Genomic DNA, 17,913 nt, shown 5'->3' on the forward strand with positions numbered 1-17,913 from the left:
ATCGCAACAATTCCATATACAAGGGAGGCGCGGTTGCCCAGACTGACAACACCCCGGAATGCTCCGCTCCGAACAACCCAATAAGGAACGCGAATGAACGCTGCGACTCTCATCACTGCCTACTACGACGCCTTCAACCGCGGTGACCGCGAGGCCATGCTGTCAATGTTGACCGATGACGTCGCGCACGACTTGAACCAGGGCGCTCGTGAGGTCGGTCGCGAAGCCTTCCGCGCCTTCCTGCAGCGCATGGACCGCTGCTATGGCGAGCAACTGCGCGGGATCGTGGTGATGGTCAGCGCCGACGGCCTGTGTGCAGGCGCGGAGTACGTGGTGCATGGCGAATACAAGGTCACGGACGACGGGCTGCCGGAAGCCCAGGGCCAGCGCTACGTGCTGCCGGGCGGCGCGTTCTTCGAGATCCGCGATGGCAAGATCGCTCGTGTCACCAACTACTACAACCTCGGCGACTGGATCGCACAGGTTGGAGGGGACGCCTGAAATGACCAGCGACGTGCAGGTGCTGGTTCATCGTGGTCCGGACATTGCCGAATGGTTCGATGCCGTGGCAGGCCTGCGGGCGAGCGTCTTCCGCAGCTTTCCTTACCTGTACGAGGGCGACACCGAATACGAGAAGCACTACCTCGCTATGTACGCCCGTTCGGCAGACAGCCTGCTGGTACTCGCGCTCGCTGATGACGTGGTCGTGGGTGCGTCCACGGGATTGCCGCTCGGCGATGCGGAGCCGGCCTTCCAGGTGCCGTTCGCCGATCGAGGAATCCCGATGGAGGCAGTGTTTTACTGCGGCGAATCAGTCCTGCTCCCGGCCTTCCGGGGCCTTGGCCTGGGCCATCGCTTCTTTGACGAACGCGAAGCGCATGCCCGTTCGTTGGGCGGCATGCAGTGGACATCGTTCGCGTCGGTGGATCGAGCAGACGACGATCCCCGGCGTCCTTCCAACTACCGCAGTAATGATCCCTTCTGGATCCGTCGTGGCTACGTGCGGCAGTCGGACATGAAGGTTACGCTGCCCTGGAAACAGGTGGGTGAGCCGAGCGAAACCGAGCAGACGCTCACGATGTGGCTGCGCTCCCTGGAGAACGCGAAATGAAAGTAGCAGTTGCGAAATACGCAGTGGGTCAGCCCACGGGCTTCGAGGCATTCGCAGCGCGGCAGCGGCGGGTTCTGGAGGAGGCGAGCCGTGCCGGAGCGGAACTGGCCGTGTTGCCAGAATATCTGTCCCTCGAACTGGCTGCGATGTTCGAGCCTGGCATCCGCCAGGATTTCAACGCCTCGCTGGCCGCGCTGCAGGCCTTGCAGCCTGCGTGGCTGGCCCTGTACACCGACCTGGCGCGCGAGCTGCGCATGACCATTCAGGCCGGTACGTTCTTGACCCGGGTTGGACCGGATCGCTATCGCAACCGGGCGTGGTGGTTTGCGCCGGACGGCACGCGTGACTACCAGGACAAATTGCAGTTGACGGGGTTCGAGAAAGACACTGGCGTCATCGAGGGGGGCGACGAACTCAAAGTGTTCGACCTGAATGGCGTGCGTGCCGGCATCGCTGTCTGCTACGACAGTGAGTTTCCATTGCCCGTGCGAGCCCAGCGAGAGGCGGGTGCACGCCTGCTGTTGGTCCCGAGCTGTACGGACACGAGGGCAGGTGCAACCCGGGTTCGTGTGGGCTGCATGGCGCGGGCACTGGAGAACCGGATGTTCGTCGCACAGGCCGTGACGACCGGAGCTGCTGACTGGAGTCCGGCGCTGGACACGAACACTGGCGAGGCCACGATCTATGCACCCATGGATCGTGGATTCCCCGAGGATGGCATTCTCGCGACTACTTGCGGCACGCAGACATGGGCGATCGGTGATCTTGACGTTGAAGCACTCGAACGAAACCAAGAACAGGCCCAGGTTGCGGTCGATCGTGACTGGGACGGACAGATGTTGCCTGCACTGCGGAAAGCTCGACACTCGGGTCATCAGGTCGCCTAGCCGGTCTCATCTTGATAGCTTCAACTCGATGAGTCGGCTTAGATAGGTCATATCTATCTGCGCATAGATTTTTCCAGTTTGACCAGTTTTGAACTTGCCCCGATGCTGTCGATACATGCAAGAAATATTCATTGATTTGAATGTTTTGCGCTTCTTGGGAACAAACCTGTACTAGCCTGTAAGAGTGCTCGAAGAGCACAGAATTTGTGGCAAAGTTCGGCCGCATATACTATGGGGGAGTATTGTATAATGCGGCGGTGTACCCAAGTAGAGAGGTGTTCGATGCCACACAGTCCGGAAGAAAAGAAGCAAGCACTGACGCGCATCCGGCGCATCAAAGGTCAGGTAGCGACTCTTGAGCAAACGCTTGATGCAGGTGCGGAATGCCCTGCAATTCTTCAGCAGCTTGCGGCCGTTCGTGGGGCAGTCAACGGATTGATGGCAACCGTTCTGGAGAGCTATCTGCGGGAAGAATTTCCCAGTAGCGAAATCAGGAGCGATTCGCAGAACAAGTCCATTGACGAGACCATCTCTATCGTCCGCTCCTATCTGCGATAGAGGCACCAGGGTGCCCTCGGTGAGGGCAAATTTAGTTAGCTAGTAAAGGAAGCGACATCATGAAATCACGTGCAGCAGTTGCCTTCGGGCCAGGAAAGCCGCTGGAAATCGTCGAGATCGACGTCGAGCCGCCGCGCAAGGGCGAGGTGCTCATCAAGATCACGAATACCGGCGTTTGCCATACCGACGCCTTCACCCTGTCGGGCGACGACCCCGAAGGTCTCTTCCCGGTCGTGCTGGGTCATGAAGGTGCGGGTATCGTCGTGGAGGTGGGTGAAGGTGTGACCAGCGTGAAGCCTGGCGATCACGTCATTCCGCTCTACACCGCCGAATGCGGCGAGTGCCTGTTCTGCAAGTCCGGCAAGACCAACCTGTGTGTCGCGGTTCGCGCAACCCAGGGCAAGGGGCTGATGCCCGATGGTACGACTCGCTTCTCGTACAACGGTCAGCCGCTTTACCACTACATGGGCTGCTCGACCTTCAGCGAATACACGGTCGTCGCCGAAGTCTCGCTGGCCAAGATCAACCCGGACGCCAACCCCGAGCACGTCTGCCTGCTGGGCTGCGGCGTGACCACCGGCATCGGCGCCGTGCACAACACGGCCAAGGTACAGCCCGGCGACTCGGTGGCCATCTTCGGCCTCGGCGGCATCGGTCTCGCTGCGATTCAAGGTGCACGCCAGGCCAAAGCGGGCCGCATCATCGCCATCGATACCAATCCGGCGAAGTTCGAACTGGCTCGTACCTTCGGCGCGACCGAATGTCTCAACCCGAAGGACTTCGACAAGCCGATTCACGAGGTTCTGATCGAGATGACTGGCTGGGGTGTCGATCACACCTTCGAGTGCATCGGCAACGTCAACGTGATGCGTTCGGCTCTGGAAGCTGCCCACCGCGGCTGGGGCCAGTCGATCGTCATCGGCGTCGCCGGGGCCGGCAAGGAAATCTCGACCCGTCCGTTCCAGTTGGTCACCGGCCGGACCTGGAAGGGGTCGGCTTTCGGCGGGGTCAAGGGGCGCACCCAACTCCCGGGCATGGTGGAAGACGCAATGAAAGGCGAGATCGATCTCGCCCCGTTCGTCACTCACACCATGGGTCTCGACGAGATCAACCACGCCTTCGACCTGATGCATGAAGGCAAGTCGATTCGCACGGTGATCCACTACTGATCACTCACTATCCATTCAACACCAACCACCAAGGAAATTAACCATGTCCAATCCTGTCATTTCCGGCGACGGCATCTTCTCGCACGTCTTCATCGGCGCCGCCGACGTCCAGAAGTCGGCCGCGTTCTATGACGCCGCTCTGGGTGCTCTCGGCATCAAGAACCTCGGTCCTTTCGGCAACGGATGGGTGCTTTTCGGTCGCGAAAAGCCGGCTTTCATCATCGCCCGTCCGGGCAATGGTGAAGCGCCTTCCAGCAACGGCGTGACGGTCGGCTTTGCGGCCGCCACTCCCGCCGAAGTGGATGCCTTCCACGCCGCCGGCCTTGCCGCAGGCGGCACCGACGAGGGCCAGCCTGGCCCGCGTGGCCACCTGCCGGGTGCCTATGCGGCCTACCTGCGTGATCCGGCGGGCAACAAGGTTTGCTCGTACACCTTCGTCTGAAAGCTAGGAAGCTGAGGGCGTTCTGAAAGGGCCAGCACAAGCCTCTACACGGCGAGCCTATTAGACGGACCGTGTAGAGCGGTGCCCGCTCATGAAGATCGGCCCGCAGCCATGTGCGAAACGCATGGCTGCGGGCATTTGCTTTGAAGCGTGTTTTTCAACCAAGAAGAAATGAGGTCGTTATGAAAGAGCCGGCCAACATCAATACGACGACCGTACAACCCACCCCGACCGCCACCGTGTACGGCATGCCGGCCTATACCGATCGTGCTGCCGCCGTGGGTGAAGTGCACGCGCGCCCGCATCTCTTGATTCAGGCCCCCCGCGGCATATTGCAGCTCGCTTTCATGACCGAAGGCGACCAGGCCAGGGATCAGATGGCGATGAGCGAGTTGTCTCATCGCTTCGGCGTTGCCGAACCCGACCATACTACGCCGCTCCACGGCGTGACATGGGATGAAGGAGACCTGCACTGCGAAAAGCACACCGAGTTCTCGACGTATCTCTGGTGCGCTTCGCTGGATTCCGAGACGGGAGAGCCGTGCGGCGAAAATCCGTTCAAGCATGGATTTGTTCCTCCCGGCCCGGTCGTATCCGGCATCCGTTTGAGACTTCTTCCGTGGACGCCGGAAACGGAGAAGGAGGTCGATCGCTTCGATCCTGCCAGCCTGTGCTACTCGCTGGTGGAGAACGGCTCTGCCGCCATCCTGACCGACTTTCGACAGGATGAGGATGGCCTGACGCAGATCCTCGTCCTGGCCCGCGATTTGACCCCGGCGCGGGCGGGTGCGCTGGCTCAACGTCTGCTGGAGATCGAGACTTACCGCACCTTGGCGTTGCTGTCCCTGCCGTTGACACGATCGATGACGTCGGAACTGCGACGCATGGAGTCGCGCCTTGCGGCGATCACCGACGAGATGTGTACGAGCTTGGTGGAACGGCGCGACAGCGACGTGCTGCTGTCCGAATTGACCGGCCTGGCTGCCGAGCTGGAAGCTGGCGTTGCGGCGAATCTCTATCGCTTCGGCGCCAGCCGTGCCTACTACGAGATCGTCGAGGAAAGGCTGGCAGCGCTTTCGGAAGAGGCCGTATCCGGGTACTGCACCTGGGCGGATTTCCTGCAGCGTCGCATCGCTCCCGCCATGCGGACATGCCAATCCGTAAAGGAGCGCCAGACCAAGCTCTCCGACAAGCTGACCCGGGCCATCGCGTTGCTGCGTTCCTGGATCGACGTCGAGCTTGAACGCCAGAACCGCGATCTGCTTGCGTCGATGAACAACCGGGCCAAGATGCAATTGCGCCTTCAGCAAACCGTCGAAGGCCTGTCGGTCGCGGCAATTTCTTATTACGTCGTGAGTCTTCTCGGCTATTTGCTCAAGGGCATTCCGATGGTTCACGACAGCGTGGCGCCGGTGATGGCGGTTCTGGTGCCTGCGGTGATGCTGACGATCTGGTGGATCGTGCGCAGGATCAGACACGCCCACGGCGACACGGCAGCGGAAGAGAAATCTTCCTGACGAGCTGCCGTCCTGGCGCGCGAGAGCTGCGCCGTTCCTTTGAACATAGGAGAACACCATGGAACGCATCGAACATCACGCCAGCTTTGATGGTTGGCAGGACGTTTATCAGCATGAATCCACGACGCTCGGTTGCACGATGAAAGTCGGCGTCTATCTGCCTCCGCAGGCACAGCACGGCAAGGTGCCGGTGCTGTACTGGCTTTCAGGCCTCACCTGCACCGAGCAGAACTTCATCACCAAGTCCGCCGTCCAGCGCTACGCAGCCGAACATGGCATTGCCGTCGTCGCGCCCGATAGCAGCGCTCGCGGCGAAGGCGTTGCCGACGATCCCGCCTATGACCTCGGACAGGGGGCAGGTTTCTACGTCAACGCCACGCAGGAACCCTGGGCTGCGAATCATCGGATGTATGACTACGTGGTGCAGGAACTACCGGCGCTGATCGAGGCCCACTTTCCCGTGACAGCGGAGCGGAGCATCAGCGGCCATTCCATGGGGGGACACGGTGCTCTGGTCATCGCCCTGCGCAACCCGGGCCGTTATCGAAGCGTCTCGGCCTTCTCGCCCATCGTCGCGCCCACCCAGGTTCCCTGGGGACACAAGGCCTTCGAGGCGTACCTGGGCAGCGACCGGGAGGCGTGGAAGCAGTACGACACCGTGGAGCTGATTCGCACCGTGCAGGAGCGTCTGCCGCTGCTGGTGGATCAGGGTTTGGGCGACGAGTTCCTGGAGAGTCAGCTTCAGCCCGATCTGCTGCGCAAGGCCTGCGACGAGACGGGGCACCCGCTCACGTTGAATCTGCGCCCAGGCTACGACCACAGCTACTACTTCATTGCCAGTTTCATTGGCGAGCATATGGCACACCACGCATCGGCGCTGAAACGCTGAGAGAGAGGAGATCAGGTCATGACAAAGACCTCCAAAAACCGACATCACGTCGTCATTATCGGAGCGGGCTTCGGCGGGATCGAGGTTGCCAACCAGCTTGCTGGTGCCGAGGTCGATGTGACGATCATCGACCGGCGCAATCATCACCTGTTCCAGCCGCTGCTTTACCAGGTCGCAGGGGCATCTCTCTCGACATCCGAGATCGCCTGGCCTATTCGCTATCTATTCCGAAATCGCCCGGAAGTGAACACCTTGATGGCGGAAGTGGAAGGTATCGACCAGGACGCGCGTCAGGTCATTCTCAACAATGGCTCGCGCCAAACCTACGACACGCTCGTACTCGCGACAGGTGCTACCCATGCCTATTTCGGACACGACGAATGGGGGGCTTTCGCGCCGGGGTTGAAGACGCTGGAAGATGCCACGACCATTCGAGGCCGAATCCTCGCGGCTTTCGAGGAGGCCGAGCGCACGAGCGATCCTCAGCAGCGTGCCGCGCTGCAGACGTTCGTCATCATCGGTGGTGGTCCCACCGGGGTTGAATTGGCCGGGACCATCGCCGAGCTTGCACGAGACACGCTGGCGCGTGACTTCCGCTCGATCGACCCGAGCACGTCCCGGGTTGTACTGATCGAGGCGGGCCCGCGTCTGTTGTCCGTCTTTCCAGAGGATCTTTCGGCCTATACGCGCCAGGCACTCGAAAAGCTCGGGGTCGAGGTCGTGCTGGGTACGCCGGTCACCGAATGCTCGGCCGACGGCGTGGTGTATGGCGGCAAGCCTCTTTCGGCCAAGACCATCGTTTGGGCCGCCGGCGTCCAGGCGTCTCCCGCGGCTCGCTGGTTGGGTGCTGCGTCTGATCGTGCGGGTCGAGTGGTCGTTGGTCCCGACCTGACGGTGGCCGGTCGCCCGGAGGTCTTCGCCATCGGCGATACCGCCTCGTGCACCATGGCTGATGGGAAGCCCGTACCGGGCATCGCCCCCGCCGCCAAACAGCAAGGCAAGTACGTCGCCAACCTCATTGGACGGCGTTTGAAAGGCAAGCCCGCTGACGGGCCTTTCAAATACCGGCATCAGGGGAACCTGGCCACCATCGGCCGCAGCCTGGCCGTAATTGACATGGGGCGGGTTAAGCTGCGTGGAGCCTTTGCGTGGTGGATCTGGAAGCTCGCGCATATCTACTTTCTGATCGGTACGCGAAATCGTCTCAGCGTCGCGTTGAGCTGGGTATGGAACCATAGCATCGGCTACCGCGGCTCTCGCATCATCATGCATGCGATTAGCGACAAAGAGCCCACGGCGTTGGATAAATCCGGCTCTCTGGATTGAGGTGCACACCTTATCGGAACGTCAACTATCAGAAATACCAGGGAGAGGAACTTGACCGATCTATTCACGACAAAGCCCAAGCCTCCCTTGGCCGAACTCCTGCGGCCCAAGACGCTGGATGAATTCGTCGGGCAACGGCACTTGCTCGGCCCCGGCAAGCCGCTTCGTCTCGCGTTCGAGGCGGGCAAGTTGCACTCGTTCATCCTCTGGGGGCCGCCAGGCGTGGGCAAGACCACCCTGGGGCGCCTGGCCGCCAGTGCGACCGACAGCCGATTCATCGCCATCTCGGCCGTGCTTGCCGGGGTGAAGGACATCCGGCAAGCCATCGACGAGGCCCAGGCAGAACTGGGCAACCATGGTCGATCGACGGTGCTTTTCGTCGATGAGATCCATCGCTTCAACAAGGCGCAGCAGGATGCCCTACTGCCCCATGTCGAGTCGGGGCTCCTGACCCTGGTGGGGGGAACGACCGAGCATCCGGGGCTGGCGGTCAATTCCGCTCTGCTCTCACGCGCGCAGGTCTATACCCTCGAACCGCTGTCCGGCGACGAACTGAACCAGCTCTACGAACGCGCACTGCCGCATCTCCAGGGCGTCACGTTGGACGCGGACGCGCTGGATCTGCTCAAGGGCTTTGCCGATGGCGATGGCAGGCGCTTCCTCAATCTGCTTGAGCAGGTGACGAATGCTGCGTCGGGCGCGGGCAAGGCCGTGGTCGATGGCGAGTTTGCCAAACTGTCCACCAGCCCATCACTGCGCAGGTTCGACAAGGGCGGCGACGAGTTCTACTGGCAGCTCTCCGCCTTCCACAAGTCGCTGCGGGGCTCCGACCCCGACGCGGCCCTGTACTGGCTGGCCCGCATCCTCGACGGCAGCGGCGACGTCAGCCAGGTGACGCGCCGCATGATCGTGGTGGCCAGCGAAGACATCGGCAATGCCGACCCGCAGGCGCTGCAACTGGCGCTCAATGCCGCGCTGGCTTATGAGAGGCTGGGTTCCCCCGAAGGCGAAATACCGATTGCCCACGCGGCGACCTACCTTGCTGCCGCCCCCAAGTCGAACGCTGCCTATGCCGCCTGGAACAAGGCGAAGGCCTTCGTCAAGAACAGCGGCTCCCTGCCTGTGCCTCTCCATCTTCGCAATGCGCCGACGAAGCTGATGCAGCAGATGGGGTATCACGAAGGCTACCGCTATGCCCATGACGAGCCCAAGGGCTATGCCGCTGGGCAAAGCTACTTTCCCGAGGGCGTGGCGCGGCCGGGCTGGTATCAGCCAACGGACAGAGGTGTTGAGCGCAGGCTGGGAGAAAGGCTTACTTGGCTGCGCTCGCTGGATGATGGGACGCTGCCAGAGGCGGACGCCTGACCGGTCGCCTCCGAAACCGGCTCATCGCGACTTCACGAACTACAGGAACAGGATAAGAACATGTCAGCCACTTCTTTCGGTGCATCCTCGGCGAATATCAGCCGGGGACGCGTTGCCCGCTATCTGCGCACGGAGTCTGGTGCTGCGGTGCTGCTGGTGATCGTCACGGTCGTGGCGCTGGCGTGGGCGAACTCGCCGCTATCCGATGCCTATTTCGCGTTGTGGCACCTGGACGTCGGGTTTGACTTCGGGCCGCTGGGCATGCACATGGATCTGCATCACTGGGTCAACGACGGCCTGATGGTGGTCTTCTTCTTCCTGATCGGCCTGGAGGTGCGTCAGGAGTTCGCCCACGGATCGCTCAGGGACCGCAGCCGTGCCCGTCTCGCTCTGATCGCGGGTGTCGCAGGTGTCGTGCTTCCCGCGCTGGTGTATGTCCTGATCGTGGGGCTGGCCGGAAGTGAAGGCCTGCACGGGTGGGGGGCGGTGGTCGGCACCGATACGGCATTCATGCTGGGCACCCTGGCGATCGTCGGCCCGCGGCTATCCGGTCAGTTGCGCGTGTTCCTGCTCACCCTGACCGTGGTCGATGACTTCCTCGCCGTGTCCATCATCGGCATCGTCTATAGCGAGGAGATTCGGATCGTCCCGTTGTTGATCGCCCTCGCCAGTCTCGTTGCGTTGTGGTGGCTAGGGCGCACCCGCCAGTGGCGGGCAATGCCGTATGTGCTGATCGTGATCGTGCTGTGGCTCGCAACCGTGTACTCCGGCATCCATGCCTCTCTCGCCGGGATGGCCGCGGGGCTGCTGATCCCCGCCTACGCGACGCAACGTCACAAGGTCGTCGCGGCAAAACAACTGTTCCGCGACTTCTGGCAGTCTCCGAGTGCCGCATCGGCCCGCGCGGTGGACTGCGGGCTGTCCCGGGGTATCTCGGTGAACGAGCGATTGCACGAGTTCCTGCGGCTGCCGACGGCGCTGCTGATCGTGCCGGTGTTCGCCTTGGCGAACGCCGGAGTGGACGTGCGTGGCGGGCTGCTCGCCGAGGCCTTCGGCTCGCCAGTCACGTGGGGCGTCATCGCAGGGCTCGTGCTCGGCAAGCTCGTGGGCATCGGGCTCATCACGCTCGTCGCCGTCCGTCTCGGCCTGGGCCGGCTGCCCGAGGGCGTCGGGGTGGGGAGCGTGTTCGGTGGTGCGGCACTGTCCGGGATCGGCTTCACCGTGTCGCTGCTGATCATCGGGCTCGCGTTCGGCACGACCTCCGACCTGGGCCGCCAGGCGACGGTCGGCGTGCTCGTGTCGATGGTGTTCGCCACGTTGCTCGGGTGGCTGATCTTCAAGGTCGCCGCCAAGCGGTGGGGTGAGAAGACCGCTGACCTGCCGATGGTGCTTGAGCCACCGGTCGATCCGGAGATCGATCACATCCGCGGGCCGGAGGACGCCCAGCTCACACTCGTCGAGTACGTGGACTTCGAGTGCGCGTACTGTGCGCACGCGACCGGTTCTTGGGACGATCTGCGTGCCCACTTCGGGGACGACCTGCGGTATGTGGTGCGCCATCTGCCGCACCACCCGCACGGGCCGATCGCCGCGCGGGCGTCCGAGGCAGCGGCGAACCAGGGGATGTTCTGGCCGTGGCTGGAGTTCGTGTTCACCCGTCAGCATGCGCTGGAGCGCGAGCATCTGATCGGCTACGCCGCCGAGCTTGGGCTCGACGTCGAACGGTTCATCGCGGATCTCGACAGCACCGCGGTGATCGAGCGTGTCGAGCGCGACCTCGCCAGTGCGGTCGCCAGCGGTGCGCACGCCACGCCGACGTTCTTCGTCGAGGGTCGTCGTCTGCGCGGCAGCTACGACGCCCGCACTGTCACCGCGGCGCTCGAAGCCAGTCGCCGCGGCCCACGAACTCAGGAAGTCCCGTCCTGAGCGGGACGAACTACAGGATAAGAACATGCCAAACAATTCTTTCGGTGAATCCTCTTGTACCGCTGCGGCCAGCGGCCTCGTGCAGGTGCGCGGGGCGCGCGAGAACAACCTCAAAGAGGTGGACGTTTCCATCCCGCGTAACGCGCTCGTGGTGTTCTCGGGAGTCTCCGGCTCCGGGAAGTCCTCGCTGGCCTTCGGCACCATCTATGCCGAGGCTCAGCGACGTTACTTCGAGTCGGTGGCCCCCTATGCGCGGCGATTGATCGACCAGGCCGGCGTGCCCGACGTCGATGCGATCGACGGCCTCCCGCCGGCGGTGGCGCTGCAGCAGCAGCGTGGCTCCAGCAACGCGCGTTCCTCCGTGGGCAGTGTGACCACCCTGTCCAGCCTGGTGCGGATGATGTATTCGCGCGCCGGCGCCTACCCAGCCAACCAGCCGATGCTGTACGCCGAGGATTTTTCGCCCAACACGCCGCAGGGAGCGTGCCCGACCTGCCACGGCCTGGGCCATGTGTACGAGGTGACCGAGGCCATCATGGTGCCCGATCCCTCCCTGAGCATCCGCGAGCGGGCGATCGCCTCCTGGCCCCCCGCCTGGCAAGGCCAGAACCTGCGCGACATCCTGGTCAGCATGGGCTACGACGTTGACCGACCGTGGAAGGACCTGCCGAAGAAGGATCGCGACTGGATTCTGTTCACCGAGGAAACACCGACGGTGCCGGTGTACGCCGGCTTCACGCCCGCCGAGACCCGCGCCGCGCTCAAGCGCAAGATGGAGCCGAGCTACATGGGCACCTTCACCGGTGCTCGCCGGTATGTGCTGCACACCTTTGCCAACACCCAGAGCGCGCTGATGAGAAAGCGCGTGTCCCGGTTCATGGAGGGCAAGCCGTGCCCCACCTGCCACGGCAAGCGGCTCAAGCCCGAGGCGTTGTCGGTCACCTTCGCCGGCGTGGACATCGGCGCGTTCATGCAGATGCCGCTGGACCAGTTGGCGGCCTTGCTCGAACCCATTGCCCAGGGTGATTTCCGCGCCCATGCAGCGGGGGCGGCTACGGACAAGGAAGCGACCCGGCGCGACCGTGCCCAACGCGCGGCCTCCGGTCGTGCCGTACACGCGGTATCGCCCGACGTGCGCCGCACCTCCGCGCTGTCGGAAGAAAAGCGCCTCGCCGCGCAGCGCCTGGCCGGTGGCGTGATGGCACGCCTGCGCCAACTGCGCGGGCTGGGCTTGGGCTACCTGACGCTGGACCGGGCCACGCCGACGCTTTCGGCTGGCGAGTTGCAACGCCTGCGGCTGGCTACGCAATTGAGTTCCCTGCTGTTCGGCGTCGTGTACGTGCTCGACGAGCCCTCGGCGGGGCTGCACCCCTCCGACAGCCAGGCCCTGTACGACGCACTCGATCGGCTGCGCGACGCAGGCAACTCGGTGTTCGTGGTGGAGCACGACCTGGAACTGATGCGCCGCGCGCAATGGCTAGTGGATGTCGGGCCGGATGCCGGGGAGCGTGGCGGCCGCGTGCTCTACAGTGGCGAGCCGGATGGCCTGCGCAAGATTGCCGAATCGCGCACCGCCCGTTACCTGTTCGACGAGATCCCCGCGCCGGGGAGCCGGGCACGCGAAGCGATCGGCTGGCTGGAGCTGCAGGGCGTCCACCGCCACAACCTGCATGGCGTGGACGCACGCATTCCGCTGGGCGTGCTGACGGCCGTCACCGGCATCTCCGGCTCGGGCAAGTCCAGCCTCGTCGCGCAGGCCCTGCCGGAGCTGGTGCTGCTGCACCTGGGCCACGAGCCGGAAGACGATGTAGCCGAAAGCGCCACCAGCGAAGGGCCGGCAGTGATCGAAGCGACCGGCGGCCATCTGGCGGGCGACGTGGACGCCGTACAGCGTCTGGTGCAGGTGGACCAGAAACCGATCGGGCGCACGCCGCGGTCGAACCTAGCCACCTACACGGGCCTGTTCGACCATGTGCGCAAGCTGTTCGCTGCCACGCCCGATGCGCGACGCCGCCGCTACGATGCCGGACGGTTCTCGTTCAACGTCGCCAAGGGGCGCTGCGAGACCTGCGAGGGCGAGGGCTTCGTCAGCGTGGAACTGCTGTTCATGCCCAGCGTGTACGCGCCGTGCCCGACGTGCCATGGCGCACGCTACAACGAGGCCACGCTGAAGGTGCAATGGAACGGGCGCAACATCGCCGAGGTGCTGCAGATGACCGTGGACGAAGCCAGCGAATTCTTCGCGGGTGAAGACGCTGTGGCAAGGCCACTGCAACTGCTGCGCGATATCGGACTGGGCTACCTGCGCCTGGGGCAACCGGCCACCGAGCTTTCCGGTGGCGAGGCGCAGCGTATCAAGCTGGCGACCGAGCTTCAGCGCAGCCAGCGCGGCCGAAGCCTGTACGTGCTCGACGAGCCGACTACCGGGCTGCATGCGTCGGACGCCGACCGGCTGCTGGTGCAGTTGCAGCGCCTGGTCGATGCCGGCAATACCGTAGTGATGATCGAACACGATATGCGCGCGGTGGCCCAGGCCGATTGGGTGATCGACGTGGGGCCTGGTGCAGGCGCTGCCGGCGGCAGCATCGTGGTGGCGGGCTCCCCTCAGCAGGTGGCCCGAACGTCTGGCAGCAGAACCGCTCCGTTCCTTGCACAGGAGTTGGCGCGGGCCGAGTAGCTCAGTTCGCCAAATGTTGCCAGTTTTCGCGGGGCATTGATCGTCGCCACACGACGGTGGCGATCAATGCCCGAATCGCGTCATCCTTCCTGAGTCAGAGCAAGATAGGGATTGTTGGGCGGTATTTCGGCGAGTGCCAAGGACCCATCTTCGAGGAGGTAGCCATGCAGTCGGCGGGACTTCCTCGGGCCCGTGACTTCACAGGTCCAAATGTTCAGGCCATTGGGCTGCTTTCGATGTAGCTGCAGCTTCTCGAAGCGCTTCTGCACCCACTGCCAATCCTGTTGACTCTCCTGCTTGGCGAGTGCGGCCACTTCGGGATGCTCCTGCGCATAGCGTTGGAACACACCCGGGCTGACCAGGTAGGCCGTGTCATTCACCGTATGCACGAGTGCCTTCGCGTCGTTGATGATGAGCCGTCGTGAGGCGATTCCCTGCTTCAGCCAAACCATGAACTGTTCCCCGGATGGCTTCGTTGCCGATGACCCAGGCGTAGGCGCGGGTGCAGGTGCAGGCGATGGAATGGACGTCGCGGCTGTTGCTGGCGCGGGGGTGTGGAGGAACTCCTCGGCATCCTGGCCAACGCCGGCCGACTCACCCAAGCCCACCATCGCGAGCAAATCCTCCATGACGTCGGGCACGGGCTGGGCTGCGGGCGGTGAAACGATGGTGGTGCTGTCGCCCTCCCAAATCGGAGGCTCTTGACCTCCCTGCGCTGGGTTCACCGAGACGGTAGGCGCGGGAGCCGACATGCTGGCGTCGTTTTCCGCGGGCGTCGCGTCGATCTCTACCGTGCCCGCGAAAGGTGCTGGTCGCTCGCCAGACTCCCAGATCAGCGCGGGAGCGAGACGCAACAGGGTGAACGAATGGGACCAGCCGGTCGTGCTGGTCACGGTCGCGCGCCAGACCGCCTTGCCGTCCGGTGTGGGCTGCAGCATGCCGTGGTCCTGCAGCACATTGAACACGGCGGTGTTGTTCGCAGGAATGCCATCGATCCCCTGAGACAGGAGGTGTGCGCGCAGTTTGTCCGAAACCGTCTTGCTCACCAGCCACAAACCATCCTCGGTGAGCCAGCCATCGGAGGCTTCCGGCTGGTTCAGCTTCAACTGTTCCTTGAGCAGGTAGCGCAACCCGTCCAGCAGCTTGCGTTGCAGTGCGTGCTTGGGCGCGGCCATGGCGCGCGCCGGATCGCCGCCCAGCTCCTGGGCCACCGACGCCCGGTCTGCTTGCACGACGAGTTCCCCCAGTACACCGGCATGTTCGTACTGACCGGCCAGCACATAGAGCAGCGGTGCCCAGAGAGCCGGATAGTCGCTGAGCCAGTCCAGGACGTGGCGGTCGAGCAGTTGGCGATAGAGCAAGCCTGTTGCGGCGCTGTGCAGGCGGTATTCGCGGTCGTCACGGTAGCGAAATCGGTACGCCTGGTGCAGCGGGCCATGCCACGGATGCCAAGTACTGCCGTCGGCCAGTTCGACGTGTAGATCGACGGCGATCTTGCCAATATCGTGGAGCAGCGCAGCATAGGCAACGGCGGCGGTCCAGGCTTCGGACTGGGCCGCCTGGTCTTCGGGACTGGCACCGATGGGCAGCAGATGGGACTGCCGCAGTTTCAGGCTGTAGGCGACGATCTCCAGGCCGTGGTCGAGCATGCCGCCCGGGTAGGCATGGTGATGCGCCTCGGAGGCCGGGAAGGCCTGGACCAGTTCGGCATAGCGTTCCAGGGGCGTGCGATACAGGGTGGCGAATTGCCTACGCGAGAGCGAGGTACGCTGCCAGATGTGCTCCAGCAGCTTCTGCCGGCGTGGGGTGGCCAGCAGCGATGCGGCCGACTCAGGACGCAGCAGCCCTTTCGGGAGGGCGGTGACGGGTGGTGGCGTCGGTGCGGCAGCGACCGGGGGCCGTTTTCGCTGGAACAGGGAAAGCATGTGGGTGTCCTGATGACGGGCCGACCGGGAGGCCTTTTGGCCTTTTCGAGGTAGGGCCTTTCCCCTTGCACCCCATTCCCTTGCCATTTCGGCCCTTTGGCCTTTAACCGTTTCGGTATAGCGAGGCCTGGGTTGCGGCTCCAGCGTCAATGTGGAACCCGCTCGAATGCATTGGACGGCGACCCGGCGCTGGCCTCTGCCTATGCTGTGGGAACGCTGCTTCCGCCAGGTAGGTTGTTCTCACTCAGGCGACTAAGTTGACAGACGCGACAAAGGCGACTAGAGTGAATCCTGTCCCAAACCTACTCGGGAGATGACCATGCCCACTGCCATTGAATTCATTGCCGACCGTCTGCCGCGCGTCACGGTGGAAGATGTACGCCGCTTCGCGGATACCGTCGAAATCCGGGATGCCACGGCTTTCGCGGCCGAGTTGCAGGCGTTCGTCCACGAGCGTGTGGAAGCGGTGACACTGCCCGCCAACTTGGAGGGGGAGACCGTTGGGCAGGCCCTTGCACGCAAGGCGGCCGCGCTGCGCGCCGACACGCGCTGGGCACCGAATGAAACCGACGTCCAGCGAGGCCGCGCCGTGCTGCTGGAAACCTTCAACCAGCCGCACAACCTGCCGCCCGCGGAGTTCGCCAAGCTGGCGGACAAGTCGCGCCAGCAGATCTACAAGGACATCCTCGCGCGTCGGCTGCTGGCGCTGAACGTGGGGCCGCGCGGTCAGAAGCTGCCCGACTGGCAGCTCGACCCGGTGAAACAGCAGTTGACCCAAACCGTGCTTCAGGAGGTCGAGGGTATCGATCACTGGACGATCTACCGCGCACTGTCCGAACCGCTCGAAGGCTTGGGTGGGCGCTCGCCGGTGGATGCGGTGACGCATGGCACGATCGATGACGTGGCCGAGGCCGTGTTCAACGTGCTGGGCGTCCAGGTGCATTGAAGCGAGATCGCCATGAGCCACGAGCTGCCTTCGTTCCTGATCGATGCCGGTGAACTGCTCCAGCATGTGAGCCGCGTCGTCTATCGGGGCAGCCCGCTGTACTATGGTCGCAGCAGCACGAATCGCTACGATGACCCGGCGGGGGCCTACGGCGTGCTCTACCTGGGGCGCGACCTGCCCACGGCGCTGATGGAGTCGGTGTTTCACAAGCACCAGTGGCTTGAAGACACGAAGCGCTCCATCGCCCTGAAGGAGGTCCACGCCCGGATGGTCCGCGCCGTGGGCGTGCTGGACGACGTGCTCCTGGCCGACCTCACGGCGCCGGGCGTCATGGCGGGCTACTTCGGCCTGAATCTGGAGCAGTTGGCGAGCCGCGACTACACGCACACGCAGCAGGTGTCCGCTCAGGTGCATGCGATGGTCGGCGACGACGGCCAGCCGCTGTTCGACGGGGTGCTCTATCCGTCGCGCAACAACTATCCCGCCGCGAGCATCGCCCTGTTCGAGCGTGCGGGAACGAAGGTCAGCGTTGTCGAGGACATCGACCTGGTTGACCATGTGGACTGGCCGCGTTTCGTTGCCACCTACCGCATCGGCGTGGAGCCCGACCCCGGCCCGGTGGAACCGGATGACGAAGCGTCCTGAAGCAGCAAGAAAACACATTGAAGCCCGAAACGGAATGAAGTGGAGCAAACAGGAATAGGCATTCCTCAGTAGCAGGAGACGACCATGAACACGACGACCCGCACCAGTACCGCAGAACGCCTCGGCCGTACCTTTGGCCGCGGATGGCGCGTCTATGCGCGTGGCGAACGGCGGGTATCGAATTGGTTGGTGGCCAAAGGGGTGCCTTCGGTTGGTGCCACAGTGCTGCTGTGGGTGGTCAAGCTGGCTGTGCTGGGCGCGCTGCTCTACGCCGCCTTCTGGTTCGCACTCGTGTTGCTGGGAGTCGTGGTGGCGGGATGGGCGGCGGCTGCCAATACATCGGAAGAAGACGAGTGGCCGTTCACCGACCTCACCGAACTGCGCAAGACACCCGGCTACGATCCCAATCTGTACAACGATACGTCGCACGAGTTGTACACCGACGACTGATCGGCACCGCGCTACTTGGGGTCGTTTGCGGGAGAGGGCGAAATCCTACGCTAAGGCTTTGGCCAACGATATTCTCCGGT

General features: G+C 63.5%; 16 protein-coding genes. 15 read left to right on the forward strand and 1 reads right to left on the reverse strand.

Annotation, left to right across the window (positions count from 1 at the left end):
- The first annotated feature begins 93 nt into the window (after positions 1-93).
- The 12 genes from K5L94_RS07880 (at position 94) to K5L94_RS07935 (ending at position 13,867) form a co-directional block, all read left to right on the forward strand.
- Positions 94-501, forward strand: coding sequence for a ketosteroid isomerase-related protein (locus K5L94_RS07880; protein WP_023103882.1), 408 nt, complete (start codon positions 94-96; stop codon positions 499-501).
- Between the two features lies 1 nt (position 502).
- Positions 503-1,111: a GNAT family N-acetyltransferase gene (locus K5L94_RS07885; RefSeq protein WP_028690944.1), complete on the forward strand. Its 609-nt coding sequence runs from the start codon at positions 503-505 to the stop codon at positions 1,109-1,111.
- A complete protein-coding gene (locus tag K5L94_RS07890) occupies positions 1,108-1,998 on the forward strand; it encodes a carbon-nitrogen hydrolase family protein (protein WP_028690945.1) in 891 nt (296 codons plus the stop codon). Before K5L94_RS07885 ends, K5L94_RS07890 begins: the two co-directional genes overlap by 4 nt.
- 282 nt (positions 1,999-2,280) lie before the next feature.
- Positions 2,281-2,556, forward strand: a complete 276-nt coding sequence (frmR, locus tag K5L94_RS07895) for a formaldehyde-responsive transcriptional repressor FrmR (RefSeq protein WP_028690946.1) — start codon at positions 2,281-2,283, stop codon at positions 2,554-2,556.
- Between the two features lie 59 nt (positions 2,557-2,615).
- Positions 2,616-3,725 carry an S-(hydroxymethyl)glutathione dehydrogenase/class III alcohol dehydrogenase gene (locus K5L94_RS07900; protein ID WP_011871467.1) on the forward strand — a complete coding sequence of 370 codons (1,110 nt, stop codon included), beginning with the start codon at positions 2,616-2,618 and terminating at the stop codon, positions 3,723-3,725.
- A 43-nt stretch (positions 3,726-3,768) separates the two neighbouring features.
- Positions 3,769-4,167, forward strand: a complete 399-nt coding sequence (locus K5L94_RS07905) for a VOC family protein (protein ID WP_023103885.1) — start codon at positions 3,769-3,771, stop codon at positions 4,165-4,167.
- 182 nt (positions 4,168-4,349) lie between these two features.
- Positions 4,350-5,684 (forward strand): DUF3422 family protein, encoded by a 1,335-nt coding sequence (locus tag K5L94_RS07910; RefSeq protein WP_023464791.1) that lies wholly within the window; start codon positions 4,350-4,352, stop codon positions 5,682-5,684.
- A 58-nt stretch (positions 5,685-5,742) separates the two neighbouring features.
- A complete protein-coding gene (gene fghA, locus K5L94_RS07915; protein WP_023464790.1) occupies positions 5,743-6,573 on the forward strand; it encodes an S-formylglutathione hydrolase in 831 nt (276 codons plus the stop codon).
- Between the two features lie 18 nt (positions 6,574-6,591).
- Positions 6,592-7,899, forward strand: coding sequence for an NAD(P)/FAD-dependent oxidoreductase (locus K5L94_RS07920; protein ID WP_028690947.1), 1,308 nt, complete (start codon positions 6,592-6,594; stop codon positions 7,897-7,899).
- A 51-nt stretch (positions 7,900-7,950) separates the two neighbouring features.
- Entirely contained in the window at positions 7,951-9,264 is a 1,314-nt protein-coding gene (locus K5L94_RS07925) for a replication-associated recombination protein A (protein ID WP_274512400.1), read from the forward strand.
- A 60-nt stretch (positions 9,265-9,324) separates the two neighbouring features.
- Entirely contained in the window at positions 9,325-11,190 is a 1,866-nt protein-coding gene (gene nhaA, locus K5L94_RS07930) for a Na+/H+ antiporter NhaA (protein WP_153164369.1), read from the forward strand.
- Between the two features lie 25 nt (positions 11,191-11,215).
- The gene (locus K5L94_RS07935) at positions 11,216-13,867 is read left to right on the forward strand and encodes an excinuclease ABC subunit UvrA (protein ID WP_028690950.1); all 2,652 of its coding nucleotides are present in this window, start codon (positions 11,216-11,218) and stop codon (positions 13,865-13,867) included.
- A gap of 80 nt (positions 13,868-13,947) precedes the next feature.
- Here the strand turns inward: K5L94_RS07935 and mobH are convergent, their stop codons facing one another.
- A complete protein-coding gene (gene mobH / locus K5L94_RS07940; RefSeq protein WP_028690951.1) occupies positions 13,948-15,792 on the reverse strand; it encodes a MobH family relaxase in 1,845 nt (614 codons plus the stop codon).
- Between the two features lie 319 nt (positions 15,793-16,111).
- Between mobH and K5L94_RS07945 the strand changes: the two genes are divergently transcribed.
- From K5L94_RS07945 to K5L94_RS07955, 3 genes are all read left to right on the forward strand, one after another.
- Positions 16,112-16,738, forward strand: coding sequence for a hypothetical protein (locus tag K5L94_RS07945; protein ID WP_023657212.1), 627 nt, complete (start codon positions 16,112-16,114; stop codon positions 16,736-16,738).
- 12 nt (positions 16,739-16,750) lie between these two features.
- A complete protein-coding gene (locus tag K5L94_RS07950) occupies positions 16,751-17,383 on the forward strand; it encodes an RES family NAD+ phosphorylase (RefSeq protein ID WP_028690952.1) in 633 nt (210 codons plus the stop codon).
- 84 nt (positions 17,384-17,467) lie between these two features.
- A complete protein-coding gene (locus K5L94_RS07955; protein ID WP_028690953.1) occupies positions 17,468-17,833 on the forward strand; it encodes a DUF3742 family protein in 366 nt (121 codons plus the stop codon).
- Positions 17,834-17,913: the final 80 nt, after the last annotated feature.

Origin of the sequence: Stenotrophomonas forensis, assembly GCF_028752115.1 — a bacterium.
Taxonomy (GTDB): Bacteria; Pseudomonadota; Gammaproteobacteria; order Xanthomonadales; family Xanthomonadaceae; genus Stenotrophomonas; species Stenotrophomonas forensis.